Genomic DNA, 20,592 nt, shown 5'->3' on the forward strand with positions numbered 1-20,592 from the left:
TATACGCTGGTGTACCGACGCGCCGTAACCGAAATTTTGCCGCAGGGCAGGAAAACCGGCAGAAATTCGCAATTTGTGATCACACGCCGAAAAAGTGTGATCACAAGGCTGCCGTCAGCCCCGGGCTTGGCAGGGAATCACCGCCCGCGTAGTTTGCACCCGGGCAGCATGGGCAGGCAACACGATGACACCAACCTGGGCGATCGTCATGACCGCGCGCGAACCGGCAGCGCTGGTCGTGGCCAATGCACGCTGGCATCTCGCCACCGGCGCATCCGAGGCGCATGTCTATCTCGACCGCGCCGACGATCCGGCCGCGGCGATGCTGGCCGCCTTGCCCGGCTGCCGGGTCACGGTCTGCGACGATGCCCATTGGTCCGCCATGCGCGGCCGCAAGGGCCGCCCCGACAGCCAGATGCGGCGCCAGAGCCTGAATGCCAACCACGCCCAGGCGCGCAGCGACGCGGGCTGGATGCTGCATCTGGATGCCGACGAATTCCTGTGGCAGGACCGGCCCCTGGCCGACGAACTGGCGCTGGTGTCCGAACTGGGTGCCGAGCTGCGCTTTCCGGTGTTGGAACGCACGATGCGGCACGGCGAGACGCAGAACACCCTGTTCGCGGGCCGCTTCCGCCGCGTCTCGCCCTCGGCCGCCGGGATCAACCGGGTCATCTACGGCGACAAGGCGCGGTTCCTGCGCGACGGCATGTTCTCGCACGGGTCGGGCAAATGCGCGGTGCCGGTGCGGCACGGCTTTCACCACTATGTGCATGAAAGCGTGATCGACGTCGACGGCAAGCGGGTGCGCCCGCCGTCCTTCCGCTCGACCGCCGCGCGGCTGCTGCATTTCGACGGGCTGACGCCGCTGCACTGGCTGGTCAAGATCCTGCGCTACCGCCGCAATCCGCCCGATGTGCAGCGCCAGATCCTGCCGGATCACCGGTTCGCGCAGATCGACTGGGCGCTCGACCGGATCGCCGATCTGCCCTCGGCCCTGGCGGCCCATGCCGCACTGCTGTGGATGACCGAGGCGGAAGAGACACGCCTGCGCGGTTTCGGCCTGATCGACGACCGGGCCTTCGACCCCGCACCGATGCTGGGCGATCTGGCGCCGGCGCTGGCGCCCGCGGCATTCGATGCGGCGCTGCGCGCGATGGAACCGGAACTGTTCGCGCTGACCGGCTGGACATGAAAAAAGCCCGGGACGGCGCCCGGGCTTTCGATCGCGTTTGCAGGGATCGGGTCAGGCCAGCGACTCGTCGATGCCCTTGCAGGCTTCCACCAGGCCTTTGACCGCGTTGACCGAATTGTCGAACATCGCCTGCTCGTCCTTGGCCAGCTTGATGTCGACGACCTTTTCGATGCCGCCCGCGCCGATGATCGTCGGCACGCCCACGTAAAAGCCGTTCAGGCCGAACTCGCCGTCGCACCAGGCCGCGCAGGGCAGCAGGCGCTTCTGGTCCTTCAGATAGGCCTCGGCCATCTCGATGGCGCTGGTGGCGGGGGCATAAAAGGCGCTGCCGGTCTTCAGCAGGCCGACGATCTCGGCGCCGCCGTCGCGGGTACGCTGCACGATCGCGTCCAGCTTTTCCTGCGTGGTCCAGCCCATCTTGACCAGGTCGGGCAGCGGGATGCCGGCGACGGTGGAATAGCGCACCAGCGGCACCATCGTGTCGCCGTGGCCACCCAGCACAAAGGCGGTGACGTCGCGCATCGAGACGTCGAATTCCAGGCTCAGGAAATGGCGGAACCGGGCGCTGTCCAGCACGCCGGCCATGCCGCAGACCTTGTTGGCGGGCAGGCCGCTGAACTTCTGCAGCGCCCAGACCATCGCGTCCAGCGGGTTGGTGATGCAGATGACAAAGGCGTCGGGGGCGTGTTTGGCGATGCCCTCGCCGACCGACTTCATGACCTTTAGGTTGATGCCCAGCAGGTCGTCGCGGCTCATGCCCGGCTTGCGCGGCACGCCGGCGGTGACGATGCAGACATCCGCACCCGCGATGTCGGCGTAATCCTGGGTGCCTTTCAGCACCGCGTCAAAGCCCTCGGCCGGGCCCGATTCCGCGATGTCGAGCGCCTTGCCCTCGGGTACGCCCTCGGCGATGTCGAACAGGACGACATCGCCCAGTTCCTTCATTGCGGCGAGATGGGCAAGGGTGCCGCCGATCTGTCCGGCGCCGATCAGCGCGATCTTGGGTCTGGCCATGGTTGGTCTCCGATGGATCGTGAATTTGCGCGTCTGCGTAGAGCTTCGGCCCGCGCCGCGCAAGAGTGCTGCACTGCGGCGCGTCGGCGCGGCGGGGCTATCGCCGCCGGGCGCCACGCGGTAAGGGTCGGAAAGAACAGTCAATAAACGGGGCGGCGGGTGGAGCTGTTCAGTCTTTCGGTTTTCGCGGTGGCGATCCCGGCGGTGATCTTTGCAGGCGTTTCCAAGGGCGGCTTCGGCTCGGGCGCGGCCTTTGCCAGCGCGACGATTCTGGCGCTGGTCCTGCCGCCCGCGCAGGCGCTGGGCATCATGCTGCCGCTTCTGATGCTGATCGACGCGGTCAGCCTGCCGGCCTACTGGCGGCGCTGGAGCTGGCCCGACGCCCGCCTGCTGCTGCTGGGCGGAGTGCCCGGCACGGTGCTGGGGGCGGTGTTCTTCGCCTGGGCGTCGCCCGACGTGATCCGCTTGCTGATCGGGGCGATCGCGCTGGCCTTCGTGGCCTGGCAACTTGCCCAGGCACGCGGTCTGGTCCGGCTGGGCCGCGCCTTCGGCCCCGGTGTCGGGCTGGGCTCGGGCGTGGGGATCGGCTTTACCAGCTTCGTCAGCCATGCCGGCGGGCCGCTGGCGGCGGTCTACCTGCTGGGCCGCGGCCTGAACAAGACGGCCTACCAGGCCACCACCGTGCTGGTCTTCTGGGCACTCAACCTGCTGAAATCGGGTTTCTATGCTGGGATGGGCATCTTCAGCCAGCAGACTCTGCTGCTGGGTCTCGCGCTGGCGCCCTTCGCGGTGCTGGGCACCTGGATGGGCATCCGTCTGCACCACCTGGTGCCGGAACGCGCCTTTTTCGCGCTGACCTATGTTCTGCTCACGATCACCGGCGCCAAGCTGGTCTTCGACGCGCTGGGCTAGGCCCGGCGCGTCGCTGTCTCAGGCATCGTTGCCCTTGGGCGGCAGGGCTTCGGCCAGTTCCTCGAAGGCCTGTCCGCTGGCCACCAGGCAGGTCATGCCGCTGGCCGTCGTCACGGTGATCGTCCAGGTGCCGGTCTCTTCCGAGGCGAACACCTCGACCACCGCGTTGTTGTTGCCCAACCCGATGCTTTGCCGGGTCTCGCCGTATTTCGTCGCCAGCCGCTCGATCACCATCTCGCGCGGTGCGCAATTGGCGGTCTGCGCGGCCGCCTGGCCCGCCATCGTGCCGCCGATCAGGGCAGCCGCCACAAGGCCTTTCACACAAGTCTCCATCGGTCTTCCCTTTCGGTCCCGGCGGCCGCCCTTTCGAACGGTCAGCGCCCCCAAGTCTTCTCCTCGGGCCGGAGCGGCTTCCTCCCGGCTGGCCCGTTCGAGGCCAGGTCCGGTCCATGCGACAAGGCTGCCCTGAAAACACTCCAGAAAAGGTTAATGCGCCGCGCGCCCCTGCACCCGCGGCACAACGGTTTGCGCGCCCGCCGCGAAAGGTTTTCTGCGATGCGGCAAATCAACCCTTGAACTTTCCGTCCGGAAATGGCCCTTTCTGCGCAACTTTGTTTCGCAGGAGATGATCATGGACATGCGCGCGCGGCCCTATCGCTCGGTGCTCTACATTCCCGGATCCAAGGAAAGGGCGCTGGAAAAGGCCCGCACGCTGCCGGTCGACGCGGTCATCTTCGATCTCGAGGACGCGGTCGCGCCCGGCGAAAAGGACACCGCGCGCGCCGTTCTGGCGGACGCACTGCGCGGCGATTACGGCAAACGCACGCGGATCGTGCGGATCAACGGGCTGGATACCGACTGGGGCCAGGCCGATGCCCGCGCCGCCGCCATGATGGATTGCGACGCGGTCCTGCTGCCCAAGGTCGAAAGCCCCGCGCAGCTCGACGCGCTGGCCGCGCTGGTGGGCGACAAACCGCTCTGGGCGATGATGGAAACCCCGCGCGGCATGCTGGGTGCAGCCGATATCGCCGCGCATCCGCGACTGGCCGGCATGGTAATGGGCACCAACGATCTGGCCAAGGAACTGAACAGCCGCTTTCGCGATGACCGCCTGCCGATGCTGACCGGGCTGGGCCTGTGCCTGCTGGCGGCCAAGGCGCATGGCCAGGTCATCGTCGACGGCGTCTACAACGCCTTCAAGGATGACGACGGGCTGCGGGCCGAATGCGCGCAGGGCCGCGACATGGGCTTTGACGGCAAGACGCTGATCCACCCCGCGCAGGTCGACATCGCCAACGCCGCCTTTGCCCCTTCCGAGGCCGAGATCGACCTGGCCCGCCGCCAGATCGCCGCCTTCGACGCGGCCGAGGCAGCGGGGCAGGGCGTGGCCGTCGTGGACGGCAAGATCGTCGAGAACCTGCACATCGTGACCGCCAAATCGACCCTGGCCAAGGCCGCGGCCATTGCGGCCCTGGCCGAATGACCGCTTAGTAGCGACGTCTGAAACAGGAGGTCGACATGCTTTTGCTGATTCTGGGACTGCTGATCTGGTCGGCGGCGCATCTGTTCAAGCGCGTGGCGCCGGACCGCCGCGCCGCGATGGGCGACAAGGGCAGGGGGATCGTCACGCTGGGCATCTTCGCCGGCCTCGCGCTGATGATCCTGGGCTACCGCATGGCGGATGGCGCGTTCTTCTGGGGCCGTCACCCGGCGATGGTGGGCATCAACAACCTGTTGATGCTGTTTTCCGTCTACCTCTTCGCCGCGTCGGGCCTGAAGACCGCCATCACCGCCCGCATCCGCCACCCGCAACTGACCGCGGTCAAGGTCTGGGCGCTGGCCCATATCCTGGTGAACGGCGACATGCCGTCGCTGGTGCTGTTCGGCGGTCTTCTGGCCTGGGCGGTGGCTGAGGTCATCGTCATCAACAAGCAGACGGAATGGGTCCGCCCGCAGCCGCCCTTCGCCCGCGACCGCGAGATCAAGGCGATCGTCGGAACCGTGATCGTCTATGCCATCCTGTCCGGCGCGCATTATCTGCTCGGCTACCCAGCATTCGGATAAGACCATGAAACTCTATCGCTTTCTGACCGAAGACGACACCTCGGCCTTTTGCCACAAGGTGACCGACGCGCTGAACAAGGGCTGGGAATTGCACGGCCAGCCCACCTATGCCTTCGACGCCGCCAACGGCGTGATGCGCTGCGGCCAGGCCGTGGTGAAAGACGCGCCCGGCACCTACACAACCGACACCAAGCTGAGCGAGCACTAGCGCGCAAGCCGCGCGGCGACAGCGCAAAAGGAGATGAATGCGATGAAGACCAATCCGGGGCGCTTCTTCGAGGATTATCGCGTCGGCGACACCATCCACCACGCCGTGCCCCGGACCGTCTCGGGCGGTGAACGGGCGCTCTATCATACGCTCTATCCCGCCCGCCACGCGCTTTATTCCTCGGATGAATTCGCCCGCGCCTGCGGCCTGCCCGCCAGCCCGCTGGACGATCTGGCCGCCTTCCATGTCGTCTTCGGCAAGACGGTGCCGGACGTGTCGCTGAACGCGGTCGCCAACCTGGGCTATGCCGAGGGGCGGTTCCTGCAACCGGTCTATCCCGGCGACACGCTGCGCTCGGTCTCCGAGGTGATCGGCCTCAAGCAGAATTCCAACGGCAAGACCGGTGTCGTCTGGGTCCGCACCACCGGGCTGAACCAGAAGGGCGAGGCGGTGATGTCCTATGTCCGCTGGGTCATGGTGCGCAAACGCGATGCCGATGCGCCCGCGCCCGACACCGTGGTGCCCGATCTCAAGCCGCATCTCGACGCCGCCGACCTGACCATCCCGGCGGGGCTGGATTTCTCGGACTACGACTTTGCCCTCGCGGGCGAGCCGCATCGCTGGGGCGATTACGCGGTGGGCGAAACCATCGACCATGTCGACGGCGTCACGATCGAAGAAGCCGAACACATGATGGCCACCCGGTTGTGGCAGAATACCGCCAAGGTGCATTTCGACCTGACCTTCCGCCCCGAGGGCCGGCTGATCTATGGCGGTCACGTGATCTCGCTGGCGCGCACGCTGTCCTTCAACGGGCTGGCCAACGCCCAGATGATCGCCGGGCTGAATGCCGGGGCGCATGCCAATCCCTGTTTCGCCGGCGACACGGTCAAGGCCTGGTCCGAGGTGCTGGACCGGGCCGAAACCGCCAACCCGTCGGTCGGCGCGCTGCGCCTGCGGCTGGTGGCCACCAAGGGCGGCGCGCCGTTCGACCTGCGCGGCGCGGACGGCAAATACCAGCCCGACGTGCTGCTCGATCTCGACTATTGGGCGCTGGTGCCGCGCTAGGACTTATCCCCAGACGGCATCGAATCGTTCCCGAATCCCGGCGCTGCCATTAGCTTTGCGCCATCGGGGGGATTCGGAACGACAAGGGACGCTGCCCATGCCGCATCACGTGCTGCCAACCGCCACCGACGAGGTGCTGGCCATTCCCAGCCAGGACGTGCCCGACACGATCCGCCACCTTTTGCGCAACCGTGCCATGTCGAGCCTCGTGGAACGCATCCACGGCGACCTGCGGTCGTCCGACCCGGCCCGCCGCGACCGTGGCGCGCAGGCGCTGGCCCATCTGGGTTTCGCGGACTGATCCGCGCCCGCGCCCTGCTCTGCATCGCTCTCGCCGGTCCGGTCTGCGCGGACCCGGACGAAGACGCCTTCGTCGCGGCCAACATCACCGGCATCCTCTATCACGAGATCGGCCACGCGATGGTCGACCTGCTCGCCCTGCCGGTCTTCGGCCAGGAAGAGGACGCCGCCGATGTCGCCTCGGTCCTGCTGGTCGAGGCGCTGCACGAAGCCGACGAGGCGCTCGATCTGGCCTATGACGCGTCCTTCGGCTTTGCCGCCGAGGCGATGGCCCGCGACGCCGAGGGCCATGACGTCGCCTGGTGGGACACGCACGGCCCCGACGAACAGCGCTTCTTCAACACCGTGTGCCTGTTCTACGGCGCCGACCCCGACGGCCGCGACGGCTTTGCCCAGGACATGGACCTGCCCGAGGACCGCGCCGAGACCTGCGAAGAGGAATTCCAGCTGGCCTGGGACAGCTGGGGCCCGGTCTTCGACGATCTCGAGGACGCCTCGGGCGACCCGATCACGCTGGTGGCCGACGGCGACAGCCTGTCCCACCGCGTGGCCGCCGACCTGACCGACCGCCTGAACGCCGTCTTCCGCTGGCCCGAACCGCTGACGCTGATCGTCGAGCCCTGCGACGAGGCCAACGCCTATTTTTACCCGGACGGGCGCGAGATCGTCCTGTGCACCGAATTCGAACCCTATCTCCGGCAGCTTTGGCGGCTTTCCGAATGATCCGGCCCGCATCCGGGGCCGCGGCGCAGAATCAGCAGGGGCCGCGCGATTCCGATGGTAGCGCCGAAACTGTGATCACGGCTTTGAGAGTGTGATCACATATCGGCCGATTTCCACCGCATTGCGCCAAAAAACCGCGTGTCCCAAGGGCAAGCACCCGTGACACCATGCAGAAAACCGATAAAACCCTGATCAGGGAACCGAAAGGACAATGCCATGGCCGACGCGAAACCGGGCCCCCGCCCGCTGTCTCCGCATCTGCAGATCTACCGCCCGCAGATCACCTCGATCAGCTCGATCCTCATCCGCATCACCGGCAACGGCCTGATCGTCGGCGCCCTGCTGGTGATCTGGTGGCTGCTCGCCGCTGCGACCAGCCCCGAATATTTCGCCGTGGCCGACGCGGTGTTGACCTCGTGGTTCGGCGACCTGGTCCTGACGCTGTCGCTTCTGGCGATCTGGTATCACTACCTGGGCGGCCTGCGGCACGTGATCTACAGCGCCGGCAAGGGCCTGGACGTGCCCACCGCGGAAAAGCTGGGCTGGGCCTGCATCGGTGGATCGGTCGTGCTGACCGTCCTGACACTTCTGATCATCTGAGGGGACGGCCATGCGTTATCTCACCGACCGCAAGCGCGCCGAAGGCAAGGGCTCGGCGCATTCGGGAACCGAACATCACTGGTCGATGATCATGAGCGGCATCGGCCTCGCGCTGATCGTGCCCGCCTTCCTGTTCATCTTCGGCAAGGCACTGGGCGGCAGCCACGAACAGGTTCTGGCGACATTCTCGCGTCCGGTTCCGGCGATCCTGACCGGGCTGGTGATCTTTGTCGGGCTCAACCACTTCCGCAAGGGCGCGCAGGTCGCGATCGAGGATTACACCCGCGGCACCACGAAAAAGGCGCTGATCATCGCGGTCACCGCGCTCAGCTACGGGCTGATCGCCACCGGCCTTTTCGCGCTCGCCCGCATCGCTCTTTAAGGACTGAACAACATGGCATCCTACGAATACGAGACGCATGACTATGACGTCGTGGTCGTCGGCGCCGGCGGCGCCGGCCTGCGCGCCACCCTGGGCATGGCCGAACAGGGCCTGCGCACCGCCTGCGTGACCAAGGTCTTCCCGACCCGGTCGCACACCGTCGCGGCACAGGGCGGCATCGCCGCGTCGCTGTCCAACATGGGCCCCGACAACTGGCAGTGGCACATGTACGACACCGTCAAGGGCTCCGACTGGCTGGGCGACACCGACGCGATGGAATACCTCGCCCGCGAGGCGCCCAAGGCGGTCTACGAGCTGGAACATTACGGCGTGCCGTTTTCCCGCACCGAAGAGGGCAAGATCTACCAGCGTCCCTTCGGCGGCCACACCACCGAGTTCGGCGAAGGCCCCCCGGTGCAGCGCACCTGCGCCGCCGCCGACCGCACCGGCCACGCCATCCTGCACACGCTTTATGGCCAGTCGCTCAAGAACAACGCGGAATTCTACATCGAATATTTCGCCATCGACCTGCTGATGGAGGACGGCCAGTGCAAGGGCGTGCTGTGCTGGAAACTGGATGACGGCACCTTCCACGTCTTCAACGCCAAGATGGTCGTGCTGGCCACCGGCGGTTATGGCCGCGCCTATTTCAGCGCGACCTCGGCCCATACCTGCACCGGCGACGGCGGCGGCATGGTGGCGCGCGCCGGCCTGCCGCTTCAGGACATGGAATTCGTGCAATTCCACCCCACCGGCATCTACGGCTCGGGCTGCCTCATCACCGAAGGCGCGCGCGGCGAAGGCGGCTATCTGACCAATTCCGAGGGCGAGCGGTTCATGGAACGCTACGCGCCCAACTACAAGGATCTCGCCCCGCGCGACTATGTCAGCCGCTGCATGACGATGGAAATCCGCGAAGGCCGCGGCGTCGGCGACGAGGGCGATCACATTCACCTCAACCTGTCCCACCTGCCGAAAGAGGCGCTGGCCGAACGGCTGCCCGGCATTTCGGAATCGGCCAAGATCTTTGCCGGGGTCGACGTGACCAAGGAACCGATCCCGGTCCTGCCCACCGTGCATTACAACATGGGCGGCATTCCCACGAACTACTGGGGCGAGGTGCTGAACCCCACCAAATCCGACCCCAACGCCGTGGTGCCCGGCCTGATGGCCGTGGGCGAGGCCGGCTGCGCGTCCGTGCACGGAGCCAACCGGCTGGGCTCGAACTCGCTGATCGACCTGGTGGTCTTCGGCCGCGCCGCGGCGATCCGCGCGGGCAAGGTGGTGGACCGCGACAGCGCCGTGCCCACCGCGCCGAAATCCGAGATCGACAAGGCCTTCGACCGCTTCGACGGCATCCGTCACGCCGATGGCGCGATTCCCACCGCCGATCTGCGGCTGGAAATGCAAAAGACCATGCAGCGCGACGCTGCCGTTTTCCGCGCCTCGGACACGCTGGCCAACGGCGTCAAGGAAATGACCGCCATCGCCGGCAAGATGTCGGATATCAAGGTCACCGACCGGTCTCTGGTCTGGAACTCCGACCTGATGGAGACGCTCGAGCTGACCAATCTCATGCCCAACGCGTTGGCCACCATCGTCGGCGCCGAGGCGCGCAAGGAAAGCCGCGGCGCCCATGCCCACGAGGATTTCGCCAAGCGCGACGACAAGAAATGGCGCGTCCACACGATTTCCCGCATCGACGGCGACAAGGTTGCGCTGTCCTACCGCCCGGTGATCGAAGACCCGCTGACCACCGAGGCCGAAGGCGGAATCGCGCTGAAAAAGATCGCCCCCAAGGAACGGACGTTCTGATGCGCAGGACCGCCCTCGCGCTGGCATGCGCCGCCCTTGGCGCCGGTTGTGCCGAACAGGACCTGCTGCAATTCCAGGGCCGGCCCGCCCAAACCGTGGACGAATGCCGCGCGGCCTACGAAGCCGCCCGGCAGCGCGGTGCGAACACGCCGGTGAACTATTCCAGCGGCGCCTCGGTGCTGGGCGCCGGCATCGGCAAGAGCATGGCGCGCGGCATGATCGATTCGGCCTACCGGTCCTGCCTGGCGCGCGTGGCCAACAATCCCGGCGCCCCGGTGCAGACGCCCGCAACGGGGCGGCAACCGGCGCGCGTCACAACCCTCTCGCGCCCGGCCGTGACCGCTCCCTCTGTCGGATGCACGCGCGGCGGCGGCGTCATGCAGGGGGGCACGGGCTATTGCGTCGGCTACTGACGATCGCTGTTGCCGCCGCGCCGCTATGGCTGGCGGCCTGCTCGCCGCAGCAGCAGGATCAGTTCGCGCGCGACGCCGCCCGGTCCGCCATCACGCCGGTGGTGGCCGAACGCTTTCCCGGGGTGCCTTTGCAACCGGCCATCGACTGCCTGATCGACAACGCCTCGGCCGCCCAGATCCGCGCGCTGGCCATCGACAGCGTCACCGGGCCGACCGAGAATACCGCGCAGATCGTCACCGACATCGCCAGCCAGCCCGAAACCCTGACCTGCCTCGCCAATCGAGGTCTGCCCGTGCTGCTCACCGGGCTCTGACCCGCTCTCAGCGCTGCCGCAGCATGTCCTCGGCGATCCCGTCCCAATACCGCGCCAGCGTCCGGGCAAAGGCCGCCTTGCGCTCCAGCAACCGCGCCCGCACCGCGCGCTGCGCCTCGTCCGAGGTCAATTGCTCGCGAATCCGCGCCAGGAACGCCGCGTCGTCGCCCTGAAACATCATCTCGGGCGTGCCGAAATCCTCCAGCAACTCGGCGTATTTGTGCGACCAGCCCACGGCCAGGCTGGGCACCCCGCAGGACAGCCCGTTGGCCAGCCCGTGAAACCGCGCGGTGACCACGACACGCGCCCGCGACAGATAGCTCTTGATATCCAGCGGATCGTCGAAGGCGACCAGGTCCGCGCCGCCGAATGCCGCCAGTTCCTCGGACAGGGTGCGGTCGGCCTCGGGTTCGTGCAGCACGATCTTCGCCGCCACGCCGCAATTGGCGATGGTGGTCAGGATATCGCGGTAAAGCGCCATCAGCCGGTCCTCGCCGAAAGTGCCCGATTTCAGCAGCATCGCGTTGATGACGACCGCGGCAAAGGGCGTATCCGGCGCCGCCACGCGCGCGGGGTCGGGCGCCAGACCCAGCGTGATGTCCGGCACGACGGTGATCTCGCGCCCGGTGCCCAGACCCTCCAGATGCGCCTGCGATTGCCGGTCGCGGGCGGATATCGATCGCGCCCCGCGGACGATATCCTGCATGATGCCGCGCAGCTTGGGGGTCTCGAACGGGCCGAAGGCCTGTGGCAGCAGGTAGGTGGGATAGCCGGCGGCGATATAGGCCGCCGCCCGCGACCGCGCCTTGCCCGCCCCCCAGCTGTCGCCATAGGCAAAGCCGGACGCATCGATGACATGGGTCACGCCGGGCCGCTCGGCCCGGGTGGCGCGCGGCCGCGCGATCCCGGGCCACAGCTTTTCCGTCCTGTGCCAGACACTGCCCTTGCGCGGCTCGAACGCCGGCATGCCCAGGGCGGCGCGGCGCGCGTCGGGCCCCTGCGCCTTGGAACAAAAGGCGATGCCGGGAATGCGCGCGCGCAATTCGGTCACCGCGGTCACCGCCATCAGCTCCGCCCCCTTGTTGGGCAGCCAGACGCCGGCGATCTCGGCCCGGATATCAGTCGACGACATGCAGCACCTCGTGCACCGGGCGTTTCGCGGAATAGGGGATCATGCTTTCCGGCTTGGGGTGGCCGACCCCGATCAGCATCACCGGCACCTGGTAGGCGGCCAGGCCCAGGATGTCGCGCAGCGCGGCGTGGTTTTCCGGGATGTCGGGCCAGTTGATCGGAACCGATCCCAGCCCCGCCGCCGTCAGCGCCTGCATGAAGGCCATGCAGGCCAGCCCGGAATCGACGAAGATCAGGTGCCGGTCGCGGGCATGCGCGTACATCGACAGATCGCCGACCACCGCGACCACCACGGGCAGGTCCGCCCCGAACCCCGCCGTGCCCAGGGGCAGGTCAGTGATCGCCTTGACCTTTTCGCGGCTGCGCGCGGCGTAAAAGCGGAACGGCTGGCGGTTGCACGCGCTCGGCGCCTGCGCGGCGCAGGCCACGGCCCGTTCCAATACCGCGGGGTCGACCGGCGTGTCGCTGAACCAGCGCTGCGACCGCCGCGCCCGGCACAGGCGCGCATAACTGTCCAGGTCGGGCAGGGCGGCCAGCTCCGATCCCACATAGTCCGGCAGATCGGCAAAGCGGTAGGGCGCGAATGCCGCGCCGTCGCTTGCCGCGCCCTGCTGCGGCGCGTTGGCCGCGTCCCACACCGCCTTGGCTTCCGCGACGAAGGCGACCGACTGGTCGACCGCGTCGAAATAGCGGCTCAGCACGTCATGGGCCCATTTCAGCTCGTCCGGTTCGGCATCTCCGGCGGCGGCCAGCTTGGCATACAGCATCACCGTGTCGGCCAGGTATTGCTCGGCAAAGACCGGCCTGCGCGGCCCGGGCATGCACAGGCCCTTCTCGATCCGGTGCACGTTGCGCCGCAACAGCGCCGAACTGCGCGACACCTGCGCCTTGCCGGCCTCGAACGCCGCCAATCCGGCCTCGACCGCGGTCTTTTCGGCCGCCAGCGCCACCTCGAAGGCTTCGGCCAGCTTGCGCGCCTTCTTTTCGCTCTTGCTGGGTTTCTTCAACAACCGCCCGAACATCTCCGCCTGTCCCTTGTGCTGCGCCCGCTTCGCCCCGGGCCGTGCCGATCCGCCCCGCCCGGCCGCGTGTGATCACAAACGCGGAAAAATCCGGGATTAGGACAATTTGCCGTATCAAACCCGGCTTCTACTCTTTGTCACCCCATCCGCAAAGCCCTATAGTCCAGTCAAAGCAGAGGCATGAGGATCTGACTCGCGATGGTTCAGTTCACACTTCCCAAGAATTCCAAGATCCGCACCGGCAAGACCTGGCCCAAGCCCGAGGGCGCGACCAATGTGCGCAAGTTCCATATCTACCGCTGGAACCCCGACGATGGCCAGAACCCGTCGGTCGACACCTATTTCGTCGACATGGACAAATGCGGCCCGATGGTTCTGGACGCGCTCATCAAGATCAAGAACGAGATCGACCCGACCCTGACCTTCCGCCGGTCCTGCCGCGAAGGCATCTGCGGCTCCTGCGCGATGAATATCGACGGGATCAATACCCTGGCCTGCATCTACGGCCTCGACGAGATCAAGGGCGACGTCAAGATCTACCCCCTGCCGCACATGCCGGTGGTCAAGGATCTGATCCCCGATCTCAACCATTTCTACGCCCAGCACGCCTCGATCATGCCCTGGCTGGAAACCAAGACGAACCGCCCGGCCAAGGAATGGCGCCAGTCCATCGAGGATCGCAAGAAACTCGACGGGCTCTACGAATGCGTGATGTGCGCCTCGTGCTCGACCTCGTGCCCCAGCTACTGGTGGAACGGCGACCGCTATCTCGGCCCCGCCGCGCTGCTGCACGCCTATCGCTGGATCATCGACTCGCGCGACGAGGCCACGGGCGAACGGCTGGACCAACTCGAGGACCCGTTCAAGCTCTACCGCTGCCACACCATCATGAATTGCGCGAAAACCTGCCCCAAGGGTCTGAACCCGGCCAAGGCCATCGCCGAGATCAAGAAGATGATGGTCGATCGCGCGGTTTGACGACCGCCCGGAACGTGGCTCGCCATGCCGGTGATCGTGACGCTGGCCGCGTTGGGTGCGCTGGCGGCCTGCGCCGTGGGCTGGACCTTTTTCGCGATACGCGGTGTCCGGCGCGCGCTTGACGGGACCGCCAGGGGCCCCGCCCCCACGGCGCTGGCAGAGATTTCCGTGCTGGCCGGCCTGGTCTTGCTGATCCGCGGAGACCCGGTGCTGGCCTTTCTCGCGCTCGGCTTTCCGCCCATAGCCCTGCTGGCCATCCCCAACCCGGCCGACCACGCGGTTTTGCTGGGCCAGGCCGTTGTCTTCGCAGTGCCGGTGGCGCTGATCGTCTTTCTCGCCTGCGTGCTCGGGTTTCCAAAAGCCCTGTTTGCCGTCATTCTGCCATCGATGCTTGGCGGTGCAACGCTGATCGCCGTGGCCGACCGTTTCGCGGGGCAAGCCGTCTGCGAAACGGCGCAGGTGCGGGGTCTGTCCGACATCCGGCGCCACTCCCTGTTCTGGAGCCTTGCCAACACGCCCCGCGAATTCCAGTTCGATCTGCACGGCCTTGCCCGGCAGGGCGACCGCCATTTCGGCTGGAGCTACTCCGAGATGGACTGGTATGTCCTGCCCGACACGTTCGGCGTCGATACCCGGGCGGGACGTCCCGTCTGTACCGAACGCTGATCCGGTTCTCCGTCATCGCCACCCGGGCGCGGTTCCCTCGGGTCCGGGCCCGGGCCGAAACCTCCGCATGCGTTGCATTTTTGCGTTTTCGGCATGGCCAGAATGCCGGCTTTGCAGAGGTGCGTCGCACCGGTTGCGCCTATCTTGCAGGGCAGGGAGGGGACCACGCCAACCCGAAAGGCGCAACCGATGACCCAAGCCCAGAAACAAGCCGCGCTCGACGCGCTCGACCAGGCCTACGCCTATTACATGCCCGAGCCGAAACAGCCCGCGCGCGACGCGGCCAACGAAAACGGCCCCATCGTCCCCTACTACCAGGCTGCCTGAACGTCACGCAGCAAGGCCAGCATCGCCGCGGTCGCCGTGTCGTCATGGCCCGCCCAGACATGGCCGCCATCGGGCAGGATCAGCAACTCGGACCCGGCGATGCGGCCGGCCAGCCAGCGCGCGTTGCGCGCCGTCATGAAACGGTCGTCCTCGGTCGACAGGATCAGCGTGGGCGCGGTGATCCTGTCCAGCGGCAAGTCCAGCACCCGGTTGGTCTGGCGGTTGTCGAACAGCAGCCCCTCGACCCGCGCCGAGATCGGCATCAGCGTGTCGATCAGCGCGTCGATCCGGGCCCGTTCGGCCGCCGGTGCCGCGCGCACCAGCGCCGGGTCGGTGGCCAGAACCGTGCCGATCAGCCGGTCGCGGGCGAACCGCGTCGCTGCCCAGAACAGCAGGTCCGACCCCAGGGCGGCGAAAACCGCCTGTTCCAGCAGCGGCGGCCAGGGCTCGACCAAAGGCGCGCCGGGTGGTTTCAGCGCCGGCACCAGCGGCAGCAATGCCGCGGTGCGGTCGGGATAGAGCCCCGCAAAGCTCAGAGCCGGGATCGCGCCGGCCGACACGCCGGCCACCGCCACCCGCTCCAGCCCCAGGGCATCCAGCAGATCGGCTATCGCCTCGGCCTCGTGCCGATGCGTCGCACCGGCGGGCATCGGCGTGCCGAGATAGCCGAAACGCGACGGCGCCACGATCCGGTAGCCATGCCTGGCAAGGCCGCGGGCCAGCAGCAAACCCTGGTCGAACCCGCCGCCGGTACCGTGCAGCATCAGCAGGGCCGGGCCCTGGCCGGTTTCGGCGACCTCGACCGGGCCGTGCCGGGTCTCGACGATCCGCGCCGGCCGCGCGGCCAGGGCCCTGCGCGCCCGGCCGATATCGCGGCGATACATCCCGGCCAGACCCAGCCCGACCGCCAGGGCAACCGCGCCCGTTCCGATCAGAAACCGCCTGCGCCCGCGCATCGCCCCCCGCCTTTTCCAGCTTGCGGAACGATACAGGCAAAACGGGCCGCTTCGCCATGATCCGGATCACCTCGGCCGCGGCCCGGCCGTTTTCGCCCCATCCCCGCGCAACGCGCGATGGCACCGCCGCGCCATTGCGTATTTTCAAAAGAGAAGAAGGGCAGGACGCGGCATTGACCCGCGCCCGTGCGCAAAAGGTCCACCCCGCCGCGCCCCCGGCCTCGATCGGCATCCCTGAAGGGCGCGCGCGGGGCTTCTCCTCTTTGCGGTCATCGGCTCGCCAGCCTGTCCCGCATCCCCGACAATGATGCGGCTTGGTTAACGCGGAGTTGATTGCCCTTCTTCTCTTTGAAAAATACGCGGCACGCCGCTGCCGCCCGCGACCAGGCTTGCGCCGGTTTCGCGCCGGCGCCCGAACCCCCCGTCCGCCAGGGCAAACCGCCCCGTCCGCCCCGGTTGCCATGCGCGCGGCTTCGTGCTTCGCTGGCCCCCGCCCAGGAGACCGCACCCCATGCCCAAGCTGCCCAACCTGCCCGACACCGCCATCCTGGCCGACCTGCTCCGCCTGCATCCCGGCCATGCCGGCGCGCTGATGGGCTATATCGACGACCTGATGCGCGGCCCCGGAGAATGGGATATCGCCGAGCGCGAGTTGATCGCGGCTTTCGTCTCGGCGCGCAACGCCTGCACCTACTGCCTCGGCGCGCATGTGCTCTATGCCGAGGCGTTCGGGATCGCGCCCGACAGGCTGCAAGCGGCGCTGGACGATCCCGCCACGGCGGGGCTCGATCCCGAACTGGCCGCGATGCTGGGCTATCTGGAACATTTCCAGACGCTGCCGCAGCGCGCCCGCCAGGCGGACATGGACAAGGTTCTGGCCGCCGGCGTCAGCGAAGCCGCGATCGTGCAGGCGCTGCTCATCGCCGGCGCCTTTCAGATGATGAACCGCGTGGCCGAGGGCACGGGCGTCACCACCGATCTGCGCACCGCGCCCCAGCGGCATGGCCTGTCCGGCCTGGACGATCCGCGCAGCCACCGGTTCACCGCCCCAAAACCGCAGGACGACACGGCATGACCGACCCCGCCGACCGCGCCGCCCACCGCGCGCTCAAGCCGGTGATCTGCTATCCCGTCGAGACCTTGCCGCGGCCGGACATGGCGCTCTACCGCGCCGCGCTGGCCTCGGCCCGCGTCACCGGTCAGACCCTGGCCGCCCCGCGCGACGCCGCGAGCTTCCGCGTCCCCGCCGGCCATTTCTTCCGCATCACCGCCGCCGAGGGCCCACAGGTGGGTGACCTGAACCTGTGGCACGCGCACGACCTGACCGAGCGGTTCTATTCCGGAAAGACCCGTGCGCTGCACGGCACCCATGTCGGCATCGGCGACCGGCTCTGGTCGTGCCTGCCCTTCCTGCGCCCGATGGCCACCATCGTGCGGGACGATCTCGACTGGTACGGCATCGACGCCGATGGGGGCGCGGTGCATGACGTGATCGGCACCCGCTGCGATCCCTATACCGGCATGCTGCTGTCGGGCACGTCGTATCACCATTGCTGCCATTCCAACCTGACCCGGGCGCTGGCCGACGCGACCGGGCTGTCCCTGGCCCAGGCCGAGCCGCATGTCCACGACGTGCTCAACGTCTTCATGTGCACCGGCTTCACCCGCGAAACGGGGCAGTATTTCATGAAGGCCAGCCCGGCCAGGCCCGGCGACAGCCTCGTGCTGTTCGCCGAGATCGACCTGCTGGGCGCGCTCAGCGCCTGCCCGGGTGGCGATTGCGGCGCCACCCACAGTTCGGACGCCGCGCTCTGCCACCCGCTGCGGATCGACATCCTGACCCCCGAACCGGGTGCGCTGCATGGCTGGACCAGCCCGCCGCGCAACGGATACGATCGCAGCCACGGCCGCTAGGGCGGGTCTAACCCGCCGCGCCGTGGACGAAATGTACCCGGTCGAAGGTCGCGCGCCAGGCCGCCACCTCTGGCGCCAGCGCCGCCGGATCGTTCGACCGCAGCGCTGCCGCGATCAGCCCCGCCAGCCGTTCCATGTCGGCCACGCCCATGCCCCACCGCACGATCTCGGGCGTGCCCAGCCGCAGCCCGTTCAGATCGCCGGGGACAGCCGGCAGCGGCAGGCCGATCCCGCAGGCCAGGAACCCGGCGGCACGCAGCCGTTTCGCCGCCGCCTGACCGCCGCCCAGCGGCGCGGCCTCCAGCGCGAACTGGTGCGACGCGGTAAAGCCCCGCGCGGCGCCGAACACAGCCAGGCCCTGCGCCGCCAGCGCCGCCGCCAGCGCCTGCGCCGTGGCGACCATCGCGCGGGCATAGTCCGCGCCGAAATCGCGCCAGTCCAGCAGGCCCATCGCCAGCGCCGCGGTCTTGGCGGCATCGAAATTCGCGGTCATGCCGGGATAGGCGATGGCCTCCAGCCGTTCGGCGATCGCGGCGTCGCCCGTCAGCACCAGCCCCGCAGGCGGCCCGCCCAGGCTCTTGTAGGTGCTCATCGTCATCACGTCGGCGCCCTGCGCCAGCGGGTTGTCCCAGACCCCGCCCGCGATGATCCCGCATTGATGCGCGGCGTCGAACAGCACGCGCGCGCCGACCTCGCGCGCCACCGCGACCACGCCGCCCACGTCATGCGGCCACAGGTTCAGCGACCCGCCCAGGGTGATCAGTTTCGGCCGCTCGGCCCGCGCCAGCGCCCGCAACCCGTCCAGGTCCAGCGTGTAGCCCGCCGCATCCACCGGCGCCTCGACGATGCGCAGCCCGTACAGCCCCGCGCAGCCCGCGCCGTGATGGGTCACATGCCCGCCGATGCATGCCGGCGGCACCAGCACCGTGTCGCCCGGCCGGGTCAGCGCCATGAAGGCGTACAGGTTCGCCATCGCCCCCGAAGCCACGCGCAGTTCCACGAAGCGCGCGCCGAAGACCTCCGATGCCAGTTCGGCGGCGATCACCTCGATCTCCTCCACCGCCTCCAGCCCGGTCTCGTACTTGTCGCCCGGATGACCCAGCGAAGGCCGGACCCCCAGCCCCGAGGCCAGCAAGGCCTCGGCGCGCGGGTTCATGACGTTGGTGGCGGGGTTGAGGTTGAAGCAGTCGCGCTCGTGGATGCGCCGCGACGCGGCCGCCAGGGCGTCGATCCGGTCCGCCACCGTGCCCGAAGCCGCACCCGCGATCTCCCCGGCTACCCGGTCGACCACGGCCTGCGTGACCGCCGGCACCCAATCGCGCCGCTCCAGCATCCGCGCCTCCCCCTGCTTCTTCTCTTTCGAAAATACGCAAGCACGCCGCGGCCGCAGGTGCAACGCCCGAGGTCGCCGCGGCGCTCCACCCGATCCCGTAGGGCGGGGTTCACCCCGCCGCCCCGTCAGCCGAAGGCCGCTTCCAGCGCGATCTCGACCATGTCGCCGAAGCTGCGCTCGCGCTGGTCAGACGGCAGCGCCTCATGGGTCAGCAGATGGTCCGACACCGTCAGAACCGCCAGCGCCCGCGCGCCGTGGCGCGCCGCGACGGTGTAAAGCTCCGCCGCCTCCATCTCGACGCCCAGCACGCCATGGCGGGTCATCATTTCGGTCAGGTCCGGCCGTTCGTCATAGAACACGTCCGACGAATAGATGCCGCCCACATGCACCGGCGTGCCCCTGGCCTCGGCCGCCGCCACCGCGGCGCGCAGCAGGCCGTAATCGGCGCAGGGCGCGAAATTCACTTCGCGGAAGAACCCGCGCGACGGCGTCGACAGGGTCGAGGCGGTCATCGCCACGATCACGTCGCGCACCGCGATGCGGTCCTGCATCGCCCCGCAGGACCCGATCCGGATCAGCGTCCTGGCGCCGTAATCGCGGATCAGTTCGTTGGCGTAGATCGACAGGCTCGGCATCCCCATGCCCGAGCCGTGGATCGTCACCCGGTTGCCTTTCCAGGTGCCGGTGAATCCCAGCATCCCGCGCACCCGGTTCACGCATTCGGCGTTTTCCAGAAAGGTCTCGGCAGCCCATTGCGCGCGCAACGGGTCGCCGGGCATCAATACGCATTCGGCGATCTGGCCGGGTTCCGCACCGATATGGACGGTCATCAGAGCGCCAGGTCGTCGATCGACTTGCCGGATTTCAGGGCATCGATCACCCAATTGGGCTTGCGGCCGCGACCCGTCCAGGTCTGCGACGGATCGGCGGGATTGGCGTATTTCGGGGCGCCCTTGCTGCCCTTGCCGCCCGCACCCATCACCTCATCCAGTGAAAAGCCGAATTCCTTGGCGGCCTTTTCGGCGGCCAGTTTCGCGGCGGCCTTGCGGCGGGCATCGACCGATTTCAGCGCCTTTTGCGCGTCGGAAATCAGTTTCTTCAGTTCTTCGCTCGAAAGGCTTTCCAGATCGATTTTCATTGATGTCTCCTGTCTTGTGAATCCGCCTTTTCAAAACGGATCATCGATTTCAAGACGCATTTTGTGACACCTGTCGAAATCAGCAGGGAAAACCGCCGGGTTTCGTGTCAGTGGCGAAATAC

Annotated in this window: 26 protein-coding genes; 18 read left to right on the forward strand and 8 right to left on the reverse strand. The window is 67.8% G+C overall.

The genetic code is table 11. The annotated features are described in order from the left end of the window. Positions 1 to 184 precede the first annotated feature (184 nt). Positions 185 to 1,192 (forward strand): glycosyltransferase family protein, encoded by a 1,008-nt coding sequence (locus KUH32_RS10640; RefSeq protein WP_217778011.1) that lies wholly within the window; start codon positions 185 to 187, stop codon positions 1,190 to 1,192. Between the two features lie 51 nt (positions 1,193 to 1,243). Here the strand turns inward: KUH32_RS10640 and mdh are convergent, their stop codons facing one another. Continuing rightward, entirely contained in the window at positions 1,244 to 2,206 is a 963-nt protein-coding gene (mdh, locus tag KUH32_RS10645) for a malate dehydrogenase (protein ID WP_217778013.1), read from the reverse strand. 159 nt (positions 2,207 to 2,365) lie between these two features. On the opposite strand from mdh, the gene KUH32_RS10650 reads away from it, so the two are divergent. Further along, positions 2,366 to 3,118 (forward strand): sulfite exporter TauE/SafE family protein, encoded by a 753-nt coding sequence (locus KUH32_RS10650; RefSeq protein ID WP_217778015.1) that lies wholly within the window; start codon positions 2,366 to 2,368, stop codon positions 3,116 to 3,118. 18 nt (positions 3,119 to 3,136) lie between these two features. Here the strand turns inward: KUH32_RS10650 and KUH32_RS10655 are convergent, their stop codons facing one another. Next, the gene (locus KUH32_RS10655) at positions 3,137 to 3,451 is read right to left on the reverse strand and encodes a hypothetical protein (RefSeq protein ID WP_431358184.1); all 315 of its coding nucleotides are present in this window, start codon (positions 3,449 to 3,451) and stop codon (positions 3,137 to 3,139) included. A 298-nt stretch (positions 3,452 to 3,749) separates the two neighbouring features. On the opposite strand from KUH32_RS10655, the gene KUH32_RS10660 reads away from it, so the two are divergent. The 11 genes from KUH32_RS10660 to KUH32_RS10710 all read left to right on the forward strand — a co-directional run bounded on the left by KUH32_RS10660 (position 3,750) and on the right by KUH32_RS10710 (position 11,005). Beyond that, the gene (locus KUH32_RS10660; protein WP_217778016.1) at positions 3,750 to 4,601 is read left to right on the forward strand and encodes an HpcH/HpaI aldolase/citrate lyase family protein; all 852 of its coding nucleotides are present in this window, start codon (positions 3,750 to 3,752) and stop codon (positions 4,599 to 4,601) included. A gap of 35 nt (positions 4,602 to 4,636) precedes the next feature. After that, positions 4,637 to 5,182: an NnrU family protein gene (locus KUH32_RS10665; protein WP_217778017.1), complete on the forward strand. Its 546-nt coding sequence runs from the start codon at positions 4,637 to 4,639 to the stop codon at positions 5,180 to 5,182. Positions 5,183 to 5,186: 4 nt separating this feature from the next. After that, the gene (locus KUH32_RS10670; protein ID WP_217778018.1) at positions 5,187 to 5,390 is read left to right on the forward strand and encodes a DUF1737 domain-containing protein; all 204 of its coding nucleotides are present in this window, start codon (positions 5,187 to 5,189) and stop codon (positions 5,388 to 5,390) included. A 42-nt stretch (positions 5,391 to 5,432) separates the two neighbouring features. Next, a complete protein-coding gene (locus KUH32_RS10675; protein WP_217778019.1) occupies positions 5,433 to 6,458 on the forward strand; it encodes a MaoC family dehydratase in 1,026 nt (341 codons plus the stop codon). 97 nt (positions 6,459 to 6,555) lie between these two features. Further along, positions 6,556 to 6,759 (forward strand): hypothetical protein, encoded by a 204-nt coding sequence (locus tag KUH32_RS10680; RefSeq protein WP_217778428.1) that lies wholly within the window; start codon positions 6,556 to 6,558, stop codon positions 6,757 to 6,759. Positions 6,760 to 6,782: 23 nt separating this feature from the next. Next, on the forward strand, positions 6,783 to 7,481 hold the full coding sequence (locus tag KUH32_RS10685; RefSeq protein ID WP_348541111.1) for a DUF4344 domain-containing metallopeptidase: 699 nt from the start codon (positions 6,783 to 6,785) through the stop codon (positions 7,479 to 7,481). 216 nt (positions 7,482 to 7,697) lie between these two features. Continuing rightward, a complete protein-coding gene (gene sdhC, locus KUH32_RS10690) occupies positions 7,698 to 8,081 on the forward strand; it encodes a succinate dehydrogenase, cytochrome b556 subunit (protein WP_217778021.1) in 384 nt (127 codons plus the stop codon). Between the two features lie 10 nt (positions 8,082 to 8,091). Further along, on the forward strand, positions 8,092 to 8,463 hold the full coding sequence (sdhD, locus tag KUH32_RS10695; RefSeq protein ID WP_217778023.1) for a succinate dehydrogenase, hydrophobic membrane anchor protein: 372 nt from the start codon (positions 8,092 to 8,094) through the stop codon (positions 8,461 to 8,463). Positions 8,464 to 8,475: 12 nt separating this feature from the next. Further along, a complete protein-coding gene (gene sdhA, locus KUH32_RS10700) occupies positions 8,476 to 10,278 on the forward strand; it encodes a succinate dehydrogenase flavoprotein subunit (RefSeq protein ID WP_217778024.1) in 1,803 nt (600 codons plus the stop codon). Beyond that, a complete protein-coding gene (locus tag KUH32_RS10705) occupies positions 10,278 to 10,691 on the forward strand; it encodes a hypothetical protein (RefSeq protein WP_217778025.1) in 414 nt (137 codons plus the stop codon). The genes sdhA and KUH32_RS10705 overlap by 1 nt, the downstream gene beginning before the upstream one ends. Next, positions 10,676 to 11,005: a hypothetical protein gene (locus KUH32_RS10710; protein ID WP_217778026.1), complete on the forward strand. Its 330-nt coding sequence runs from the start codon at positions 10,676 to 10,678 to the stop codon at positions 11,003 to 11,005. The genes KUH32_RS10705 and KUH32_RS10710 overlap by 16 nt, the downstream gene beginning before the upstream one ends. Before the next feature lie 7 nt (positions 11,006 to 11,012). On the opposite strand, the gene KUH32_RS10715 is transcribed toward KUH32_RS10710, so the two are convergent. Beyond that, positions 11,013 to 12,137, reverse strand: a complete 1,125-nt coding sequence (locus KUH32_RS10715; RefSeq protein ID WP_217778027.1) for a polysaccharide pyruvyl transferase family protein — start codon at positions 12,135 to 12,137, stop codon at positions 11,013 to 11,015. Further along, positions 12,124 to 13,158 carry a nitroreductase family protein gene (locus KUH32_RS10720; RefSeq protein ID WP_217778028.1) on the reverse strand — a complete coding sequence of 345 codons (1,035 nt, stop codon included), beginning with the start codon at positions 13,156 to 13,158 and terminating at the stop codon, positions 12,124 to 12,126. Before KUH32_RS10720 ends, KUH32_RS10715 begins: the two co-directional genes overlap by 14 nt. Before the next feature lie 198 nt (positions 13,159 to 13,356). Here KUH32_RS10720 and KUH32_RS10725 point away from each other — a divergent pair, with 198 nt between their 5' ends. From KUH32_RS10725 to KUH32_RS10735, 3 genes are all read left to right on the forward strand, one after another. Next, positions 13,357 to 14,136 carry a succinate dehydrogenase iron-sulfur subunit gene (locus KUH32_RS10725; protein WP_217778029.1) on the forward strand — a complete coding sequence of 260 codons (780 nt, stop codon included), beginning with the start codon at positions 13,357 to 13,359 and terminating at the stop codon, positions 14,134 to 14,136. A gap of 24 nt (positions 14,137 to 14,160) precedes the next feature. Next, the gene (locus tag KUH32_RS10730) at positions 14,161 to 14,802 is read left to right on the forward strand and encodes a hypothetical protein (protein ID WP_217778030.1); all 642 of its coding nucleotides are present in this window, start codon (positions 14,161 to 14,163) and stop codon (positions 14,800 to 14,802) included. A 189-nt stretch (positions 14,803 to 14,991) separates the two neighbouring features. Next, complete coding sequence (locus tag KUH32_RS10735; protein WP_217778031.1) at positions 14,992 to 15,129, forward strand: hypothetical protein; 138 nt, start codon at positions 14,992 to 14,994, stop codon at positions 15,127 to 15,129. Here KUH32_RS10735 and KUH32_RS10740 read toward each other — a convergent pair. Then, complete coding sequence (locus tag KUH32_RS10740) at positions 15,114 to 16,085, reverse strand: alpha/beta fold hydrolase (RefSeq protein ID WP_217778032.1); 972 nt, start codon at positions 16,083 to 16,085, stop codon at positions 15,114 to 15,116. The two genes, KUH32_RS10735 and KUH32_RS10740, sit on opposite strands and share 16 nt — an antisense overlap. 511 nt (positions 16,086 to 16,596) lie before the next feature. Here KUH32_RS10740 and KUH32_RS10745 point away from each other — a divergent pair. Next, positions 16,597 to 17,160 (forward strand): carboxymuconolactone decarboxylase family protein, encoded by a 564-nt coding sequence (locus tag KUH32_RS10745; RefSeq protein ID WP_217778033.1) that lies wholly within the window; start codon positions 16,597 to 16,599, stop codon positions 17,158 to 17,160. Beyond that, on the forward strand, positions 17,157 to 17,999 hold the full coding sequence (locus tag KUH32_RS10750) for an urea carboxylase-associated family protein (RefSeq protein WP_217778034.1): 843 nt from the start codon (positions 17,157 to 17,159) through the stop codon (positions 17,997 to 17,999). Before KUH32_RS10745 ends, KUH32_RS10750 begins: the two co-directional genes overlap by 4 nt. A 7-nt stretch (positions 18,000 to 18,006) precedes the next feature. On the opposite strand, the gene glyA is transcribed toward KUH32_RS10750, so the two are convergent. From glyA to KUH32_RS10765, 3 genes are all read right to left on the reverse strand, one after another. After that, positions 18,007 to 19,332, reverse strand: a complete 1,326-nt coding sequence (gene glyA / locus KUH32_RS10755; RefSeq protein ID WP_217778035.1) for a serine hydroxymethyltransferase — start codon at positions 19,330 to 19,332, stop codon at positions 18,007 to 18,009. Between the two features lie 125 nt (positions 19,333 to 19,457). Beyond that, on the reverse strand, positions 19,458 to 20,162 hold the full coding sequence (gene deoD / locus KUH32_RS10760) for a purine-nucleoside phosphorylase (protein WP_217778036.1): 705 nt from the start codon (positions 20,160 to 20,162) through the stop codon (positions 19,458 to 19,460). Beyond that, positions 20,162 to 20,470 (reverse strand): H-NS histone family protein, encoded by a 309-nt coding sequence (locus tag KUH32_RS10765; protein WP_217778037.1) that lies wholly within the window; start codon positions 20,468 to 20,470, stop codon positions 20,162 to 20,164. Before KUH32_RS10765 ends, deoD begins: the two co-directional genes overlap by 1 nt. Positions 20,471 to 20,592: the final 122 nt, after the last annotated feature.

This window comes from Thalassococcus arenae, assembly GCF_019104745.1.
In the GTDB taxonomy this organism is placed as follows: domain Bacteria; phylum Pseudomonadota; class Alphaproteobacteria; order Rhodobacterales; family Rhodobacteraceae; genus Thalassococcus_B; species Thalassococcus_B arenae.

Excerpts from the sequence above, each read along its gene's own strand:
- KUH32_RS10640 (WP_217778011.1), top strand. The coding sequence starts at position 185 with ATGACACCAACCTGGGCGATCGTCATGACCGCGCGCGAACCGGCAGCG.
- mdh (WP_217778013.1), bottom strand. The coding sequence starts at position 2,206 with ATGGCCAGACCCAAGATCGCGCTGATCGGCGCCGGACAGATCGGCGGC.
- KUH32_RS10655 (WP_431358184.1), bottom strand. The coding sequence starts at position 3,451 with ATGGAGACTTGTGTGAAAGGCCTTGTGGCGGCTGCCCTGATCGGCGGC.
- KUH32_RS10660 (WP_217778016.1), top strand. The coding sequence starts at position 3,750 with ATGGACATGCGCGCGCGGCCCTATCGCTCGGTGCTCTACATTCCCGGA.
- KUH32_RS10665 (WP_217778017.1), top strand. The coding sequence starts at position 4,637 with ATGCTTTTGCTGATTCTGGGACTGCTGATCTGGTCGGCGGCGCATCTG.
- KUH32_RS10670 (WP_217778018.1), top strand. The coding sequence starts at position 5,187 with ATGAAACTCTATCGCTTTCTGACCGAAGACGACACCTCGGCCTTTTGC.
- KUH32_RS10675 (WP_217778019.1), top strand. The coding sequence starts at position 5,433 with ATGAAGACCAATCCGGGGCGCTTCTTCGAGGATTATCGCGTCGGCGAC.
- KUH32_RS10680 (WP_217778428.1), top strand. The coding sequence starts at position 6,556 with ATGCCGCATCACGTGCTGCCAACCGCCACCGACGAGGTGCTGGCCATT.
- sdhC (WP_217778021.1), top strand. The coding sequence starts at position 7,698 with ATGGCCGACGCGAAACCGGGCCCCCGCCCGCTGTCTCCGCATCTGCAG.
- sdhD (WP_217778023.1), top strand. The coding sequence starts at position 8,092 with ATGCGTTATCTCACCGACCGCAAGCGCGCCGAAGGCAAGGGCTCGGCG.
- sdhA (WP_217778024.1), top strand. The coding sequence starts at position 8,476 with ATGGCATCCTACGAATACGAGACGCATGACTATGACGTCGTGGTCGTC.
- KUH32_RS10705 (WP_217778025.1), top strand. The coding sequence starts at position 10,278 with ATGCGCAGGACCGCCCTCGCGCTGGCATGCGCCGCCCTTGGCGCCGGT.
- KUH32_RS10715 (WP_217778027.1), bottom strand. The coding sequence starts at position 12,137 with ATGTCGTCGACTGATATCCGGGCCGAGATCGCCGGCGTCTGGCTGCCC.
- KUH32_RS10720 (WP_217778028.1), bottom strand. The coding sequence starts at position 13,158 with ATGTTCGGGCGGTTGTTGAAGAAACCCAGCAAGAGCGAAAAGAAGGCG.
- KUH32_RS10725 (WP_217778029.1), top strand. The coding sequence starts at position 13,357 with ATGGTTCAGTTCACACTTCCCAAGAATTCCAAGATCCGCACCGGCAAG.
- KUH32_RS10730 (WP_217778030.1), top strand. The coding sequence starts at position 14,161 with ATGCCGGTGATCGTGACGCTGGCCGCGTTGGGTGCGCTGGCGGCCTGC.
- KUH32_RS10735 (WP_217778031.1), top strand. The coding sequence starts at position 14,992 with ATGACCCAAGCCCAGAAACAAGCCGCGCTCGACGCGCTCGACCAGGCC.
- KUH32_RS10740 (WP_217778032.1), bottom strand. The coding sequence starts at position 16,085 with ATGCGCGGGCGCAGGCGGTTTCTGATCGGAACGGGCGCGGTTGCCCTG.
- KUH32_RS10745 (WP_217778033.1), top strand. The coding sequence starts at position 16,597 with ATGCCCAAGCTGCCCAACCTGCCCGACACCGCCATCCTGGCCGACCTG.
- KUH32_RS10750 (WP_217778034.1), top strand. The coding sequence starts at position 17,157 with ATGACCGACCCCGCCGACCGCGCCGCCCACCGCGCGCTCAAGCCGGTG.
- glyA (WP_217778035.1), bottom strand. The coding sequence starts at position 19,332 with ATGCTGGAGCGGCGCGATTGGGTGCCGGCGGTCACGCAGGCCGTGGTC.
- deoD (WP_217778036.1), bottom strand. The coding sequence starts at position 20,162 with ATGACCGTCCATATCGGTGCGGAACCCGGCCAGATCGCCGAATGCGTA.
- KUH32_RS10765 (WP_217778037.1), bottom strand. The coding sequence starts at position 20,470 with ATGAAAATCGATCTGGAAAGCCTTTCGAGCGAAGAACTGAAGAAACTG.